Source organism: Leucobacter chinensis (genome assembly GCF_019049105.1).
GTDB lineage: Bacteria > Actinomycetota > Actinomycetes > Actinomycetales > Microbacteriaceae > Leucobacter_A > Leucobacter_A chinensis.
In genome coordinates, this window is sequence record NZ_JAHQZR010000013.1 from 165,893 (window position 1) to 172,785 (window position 6,893).

At 54.2% G+C, this 6,893-nt stretch carries 3 protein-coding genes; 2 read left to right on the top strand and 1 reads right to left on the bottom strand.

Going from position 1 to position 6,893, the window contains the following annotated elements:
• The first annotated feature begins 32 nt into the window (after nucleotides 1–32).
• Together KTJ78_RS11860 and KTJ78_RS11865 are read left to right on the top strand one after the other, a co-directional pair.
• Entirely contained in the window at nucleotides 33–2,225 is a 2,193-nt protein-coding gene (locus KTJ78_RS11860; RefSeq protein WP_217136034.1) for an acyltransferase family protein, read from the top strand.
• 287 nt (nucleotides 2,226–2,512) lie between these two features.
• Nucleotides 2,513–6,040: a bifunctional glycosyltransferase/CDP-glycerol:glycerophosphate glycerophosphotransferase gene (locus KTJ78_RS11865; RefSeq protein ID WP_217136035.1), complete on the top strand. Its 3,528-nt coding sequence runs from the start codon at nucleotides 2,513–2,515 to the stop codon at nucleotides 6,038–6,040.
• A gap of 260 nt (nucleotides 6,041–6,300) precedes the next feature.
• Here the strand turns inward: KTJ78_RS11865 and KTJ78_RS11870 are convergent.
• Nucleotides 6,301–6,893: LGFP repeat-containing protein (locus KTJ78_RS11870; protein ID WP_369808086.1), on the bottom strand; the 593-nt coding region annotated here is incomplete at its 5' end.

The following is a 6,893-nucleotide window of genomic DNA, read 5'->3' on the forward strand; positions in this document are numbered from 1 at the left end:
TTTTGCCCATACGAGCCAGGTAGCGTACCAATATGTCTGCGGTCATGACACAGTCGAATACCTCGAGACCAGTGCGTGCGAAAGGCGGGCACCGAACCGACATTCAGGGCCTCCGTACTGTGGCCGTCATGCTCGTGTTGCTCTATCACGCGGGCGTGCCTTTCTTCTCTGGCGGCTTCATCGGTGTCGACGTGTTCTTCGTCATCTCGGGCTTTCTCATTACTGGTCTCATGCTGCGAGAGGTGAGCCGCACCGGCCGCATCGACCTCGCCGACTTCTATGCGCGACGCATTCGACGCATTCTGCCAGCCGCGACCCTCGTGATCGTGGTCACGCTCGTGCTCTCAATGCTCATCCTGCCCCCGTTGCGTTGGCAAGATACCGCGCTTGAGGCGGCGGCCGCCGCCGTCTACGTCGCCAACTGGGTGTTTGCTGCAGGCACCGGTTATCAGAACGCGGGGGCCTCGGTGAGCCCGCTGCAACACTTCTGGACGCTCTCGGTCGAAGAACAGTTTTACATCGTGTGGCCCCTGCTACTCATCGTTGTGCTCGTACTCATGAGACGCAGTGCCCGTGCCGTGGGAACCAGCGAGCCGCTCAGCGAGTCTCGCTTTCGCCGGTGGGCGCTCGCCGCAGCCCTGCTCGTCGCCGTGCCCTCGCTCATCTGGGCAGTGGTCGCGACGGCCCGCACCCCCGAGGTCGCCTACTTCGTCACGACGACGAGACTGTGGGAGATCGCAGTAGGCGCGCTGCTCGCCATTCTCGCACCACAGCTGAGCCGCATACCCTCGCGGGTAGCCCTCACGCTCGGCTACATTGGCGCCGCTGCGCTCATCGTTGCCGGCATGACCTTCGTCGTCGGCGAGATCCCTTTTCCAGGCCCCGCCGCTCTTGTACCGACTCTCGCGACAGCCGCGGTTATCATCTCAGGGTTCGAGGGGCGCGACGCCGTCGGCATCGGTAGACCGCTCTCGCTGCGCCCGATGCGCTTCGTCGGCGATCTTTCGTACTCGCTATACCTGTGGCACTGGCCGCTCATCGTATTTGCGACGGCGTTACTCGGCGGAACCCTCACGCCAGCCTGGGGCCTCGTGACGTGCGCCCTCGCGTTCGCGCCCGCCTACGCGAGCTACCGCTTCGTCGAGGTGCCGTTTCGCGACTGGGGCCGCGTGAAGAAGAGTTCGTGGGCTGCGATCCGCTCGGGGTTTGCAATGATCATGATCACGGTGGTGACTGCCGCGACCGTGTTCGGCTTTGCCCGAATCACGGGTGCCGAGCAGCCGGTCGCCGAGAACGCGCAGGGAGCTCGGGTGCTCACCGATGACGTTTCAGACGACGATTTGAGCTCGTTTGAGGGATCGGGCACGCCCGTCGACGTGGTGAGCGACGGCATCGCGCCAGCGGTGCTTGAGGCCAACAAAGACAACGCGCAGCATTACGGTGACGGAAAATGTCACCGCGATTACGAGGGAACCGAGCCCGCCGATTGCTCGTTCGGTGACACCGACTCGAGCACCGAGGTCGTGCTTGTCGGCGACTCGCACGCCGCGAACTGGGCACCGGCACTCATCGAGATCGCCGAAGAACAGGGCTTCAAGCTCACTGTGCACACGAAGTCGGGTTGCGCGTTTGCCCCCGCTGACCAAGTGAAACAAGGCGGATCATACCCAGAATGCCGCGAGTGGGTTGACGCCGTATACGACGAGATCGAAACGACCAGCCCCGACGTCGTGATCACGAGCAACGAGGGCAGCCGAGGCATCATGAAGGGCGGTGAGATCTTGCCCGAAGACGAGAGAGAAACGGTGCTCGAGAATGCCTATGAAGATATCTGGGACGGCCTGACCGAGCAGGGCATCGACCTCGTGGTTATCGCTGATACGCCTGAGATGGGTCACCACGTACCCGAGTGCGTGTCAGAGCATCCGACGAAACTCACCAAATGCTCGACGCCGCGCAAGGAGGCTCTCGAGGAGATTCCGCGCCCAGAGCTCGACGCCGCCGAAGAGGTCGACGGCGTCGAGGTTATCTCGATGGACAACTGGGTGTGCCCCGACGCCGACAACTGCCCGGCCGTCGTGGGCAACAACCTTGTATGGCGCGATAGCCACCACCTCACGGCGAGCTACTCGGAGTCGTTGGCGGATCCGCTTGCTGAGAAGCTCGGTGAGACCCAAGCGGCGGTAGCCGTTCAAACGCAAGAACATCTGACCAAAGCGGAGTAGTGAGTGAACAGCAATGTGAACCTGTCGGGTTTGGGCGTAGGAGCCTGTGAGAGGGAGTCTTTGCTTTCAACGGAGGCTCTCAGTTTGCGCACCTAACAGGCCAAAGTGCTTAGCCCTTAAAACTTCAGCTTATGAAGCGATAAGCTGCAACGATCAAGATAGGCTAGAACCAGTAGTAATGAGCGAGACTGGTGCGTCGAGACGGCTCCGGGAGATATCGGATTCGAAGTCCGCGATGTGTTGACCAAATTTTGACAGGCTGCAGCTCGAATTATAAAAGGATAGGTATGGCGGTTTCGGGGAACTTTTTGAAAAAGAAGCTTGATAGCTTTCTGGTCAATGAAGAAAAGACGCAACTCCGCAGGTTTCTTTTTGATGGGCTGCCGCTTCCGCTGAGAAGAACGGTACGCAGAGCTTTGCAAGGCGAATCACTTTTCAAGGGAGAGCCTGAGAAGGTTTCCATCATTGTTCCCATTTATAACGTCGAGAACTATCTTGCTGAATGTTTGCGTTCCATCGTCAACCAGAGCTATACCAATCTAGAAATCATTTTGGTCAATGACGGTTCGACTGATAACTCCCGAGCCATCGCCGAACGCTATGCGAAAAAAGATCGCCGAATTAAGCTGATTTCACAGCCGAACGCAGGGCTCGGTGCTGCGAGAAATACTGGGCTGAAGCACGCTACAGGCGCTTTTGTCGTTTTCTCCGACTCTGATGATGTGGTTCCTCCTCAAGCAGTCCAGGTGATGCTTGAAACATTGACTGAGTCGGGGTCGGACTTCGTTGTTGGCGCTTACTTCAGAATGACTGAGGTTTCTGACTATCTGCCGCCTTGGTTGGAGCGCTTGCATGAAAATAAGCGCCTCGGGCTGACCATTCACGATTACTTGGATGGGCTGCCGAACGTTTTTGCTTGGAACAAGATGTTCAGAAAAAGCTTTACTGATTCGATCGGTTTCGCGTTCCCCGAGGGGATCCGCTACGAAGACCAGTATCCGCTTACTCGGGCCTATGTTCTGGCGGAGCGGTTCGATGTCATTCCAGACGTTGTCTTTAAATGGAGAATTAGAGCGGATCGCTCTTCGATCACCCAAACGAAATGGCAGTTAGAAGACGTCCAGGACCGGCGTAGTGTGCTCACGTCTGTCTTGGAGTTCTTATTGGAGCTCGATGACGAAGAGCTCTTTAATGCCTGGCTCGCGAAGGTGTTGAGCATGGACCTCACTCCATACCTCACAGAAGCCGCTTCAGCAGCTGAGGAATATCGTGCTGAGGTACACGCCATCGTTTCGATGCTAAAACCGTATATAACGGCTGAAGCGATCAAGGGTATTCCGGTCAAAACTCGGCTGGCGCTCTTGGCCTTGGAAAATGAATCAGAAGAGCTCTTGGGAAAGGTGCTCCTAGCAAACAACCAGATAGGTGGACATTTACCAACGCAAGTCTTTGAGTCTGGCGAGGTACTGTTTAGCCCCGCTTACCTCGAGGCTTTTAAAACCCCTGTTCCTCGCGCGTTACTCACGCTTAGCCCTTCAGAGCTCCTTGTAGAACACAGGGTGAACCAAATCGTCTTTACCGAAGACCAACTTACGTTTGAAGCTTGGGCATTTGTGAAGCACGTTGATCTCTCAGAACCGGGACACCATCTGGGAAGGGTTTTTTTCCGCTCGTCAGAAACGCAAGAAGAACTTGAATTCGATGTTGAAATGTCGAGAGATTTTGTTTCAAGGAGCGTTGGATCGAAGTGGCCCGATTATGACCCATCGGCTTTTTCTGCCTCGGTTGGAATTGCCGCGCTTATCGAATTCGTGAAGAAAAATGGCGATTCACTGTTGGTTGCTGAACTGACTACGCCTTGGGGAACCGAAGAAGTCGAACTCTCTCGTTACTCGGAGCACTCGTTGAGGGCCCCTATACGTGAATGGGTTTCTCCCACTGGTGAGGTCGTTTCTGTGTCGAGGAACGAAGACCGAGTCTTTGCTTTGAGTTTCAGAGAGAGCACGCGTGTTCTTGAGAAAATCCAAACGCAAACAGGTCAACTTGTTATTGAAACAGCCCGGCCTCGAGTAGGGGCCGAGGGCGGGGGAAAGACGCACGAAACCTTCACGTTCAAAGCTCCTCGTTCCAAGAGAACAGCACGTCTGAATAATCAAAAAATTCAAGCTCTTGAAATTGACGTGCCTTTTGGAACACTTGAAGACCACGCGGCGCGTTTGGGCGAGCACCTTGTGTACAAAGGACTCCATAACAAACTGTTTGTGCAGCCAAAGCATGGGTTTGTAGAAGTGCAGCATATGGAGTTGCAAGGGACTCAGCTGAGGGTCAATCTCCAGTACGCAGGTGAAGTTGCTGACCTGGAACACATTACGTTGAAGAACAAGCAACATATTTTTACTGTTTCGAAAACCAGTAAGAGTGGTGCAACTACCGATCTCTTTTTCGATCTGACGATCGATGAATTCGGGCACAAGCGGATTGCCCCATACGGAGAGTATGTCCTTGATGGGCTGAAGGGGAGTAAAGCCGAAGCCGTAAGGTATAGCTTTTCAGCAGTGAAGAACTTGCCAGTTGAGATGCTTGGCGAGACCTACCGTGTACGATTCCTGACGAACCGAAAGGGTAAAGTCCTCGTGAGCCTCGGCTTCGCTTCGAACGATGAGATTACAGGTTCGCTCGGGCAAGCTCGTTTACAACGGTGGCACCAGGAGGCTCATTTTGAGCCCATCGAAAACTCTGTGTTCTTCCAGTCCTACCTAGGGGAGCAAGCTACTGACTCGGCACTTGCTCTGCACAAAGAGCTCCGGAAAACGTTCCGTGATATGAAACTCTACTGGGGCGTCATCGACGAGACAGTGCAACTTCCGGAAGGCGCAATACCAGTACTCCGCTACAGTCGTGAGTGGTTTGAAGTCATTTCTCGTGCTCAGTACCTGGTCAATAACGTTTATTTCTTCACCTGGTTCAGGAAGCGTGAATACCAGACCTATATTCAGACTTGGCACGGGACGCCTTTGAAGAAGATCGGACGTTCCTACTGGGAAGACCAGCAGAGAAGTGAGTTCTGGATTAGGACCATGGAAGAGCAGGCAGCGGGTTGGGATTATCTGATCTCCCCAAGTCGTTTTGCATCAGAAAAGCTCGTTCATGAGTTCAGGTTTAAAGGGCAGTTGCTTGAAGTTGGATACCCGAGAAACGATGTTCTGACATTGCCTGACGATCAAGACACCCGAGCAATTCGTCAACGTCTTGGAATCCCAGATGGCAAACGAATTGTGATGTATGCCCCCACCTGGCGAGATAATAAATCCGCCAGGGGCTGGGAAGCAGAAATCGTCACTTTCCTCGATCTTGATAAATTCTCATCAGAACTTGGCGACGATGTCGTTATTCTCATGCGTGGACACGGACATAACGCGAGAGCCGGATCTAAAACGGATGAAACAGAAACGGTTATCGATGTTACTTATTACCCCGAAATTAATGACCTCTATAGAGTTGCTGATCTCGTGATCACCGATTACTCATCGGTGATGTTTGATTATGCTGTGACAAAGAAACCGATGGTATTCTTTGCGCCAGACCTTGAACAATATGGCGAAGGCGTGCGTGGTTTCTACCTTGATTATGAGGATCTTATTCCCGGGCCTTTGGTAGAAAAAGCAGAGGACGTCGCGAAAACTGTTCAAACGATGTTGCTTTCGTCGTGGCAACCCGATGAAAAGTATGAACGCTTTTATGAGCAATACTGTGCTCTCAACGACGGACTGGCCTCCGAACGGACTGTTCAGGCTGTTTGGGGAACGGCCCACTAAGACACAGGACGAGTTCGCATCATAGGAACTCGGCAGAGCGCAAACGTGAAAGGCCCGGCTTCATCTGAAGCCGGGCCTTTCTTGCATGCTCACGGAGTTTTGAGATCGATCCTGAGGTGCAGCATGTTGCATCGAGGCAAAGTCAGCGTCAACTGCTTAAAGACAAGTTCCTGCGTCTTAAGGAAAAGGTTTCAACCGTGAGAACTCAGCAAGCGTGACGGTCTCTCGACAGGGCCGTCGTGAGATCCTTCAGCAAGAGCCTACTCGCCATGTGGGGCCTGGGGCTCTTCATCTGTTTGAGCCTGCTCTGGGCCTTCCTCTACGATGTCGCTTTCTACTTCGGGGCTCTCCACAGGTGAAGGTTCTGAACTGAGAGGCGAGAGTGTTCCTTGCTCTTCAAGTAATGGGCTGTTTCTTTTCTGGGGGAGAGACGGCGCGTCAGGAGAGCCAGTTTCAAGGGTGACTCCGGATGCCTTACTCCAAAGCAGTGTGCCATTTGTGAAGGTCTGGCGGAGACCAGTACCGTTTTGAACAGCGAGCCCCGTAGGAAGGCCTAGCGGTCCTTCAGGGCCACCATTCTGGATGTACCAATCATGGAAGGCTCCTTCGACGAGAGTGCCGCTGGTTTGTTTGCTCCAGTAGATGGTTCCGTGTTGGAATTCTTGGGAGTAGTAGCCTGCTTTGGCTTGTTTTTCTACGCCGATGGGGAGGCCGATTTGGCTGGTTGGGCCGCCTTGTTTGTTGTAGAGGTTTCGTATTCCGCCTTGGACGAGTGAGCCGCTGGTTTGTTTGCTCCAGTAGATGGTTCCGTGTTGGAATTCTTGGGAGTAGTAGCCTGCTTTGGCTTGTTTTT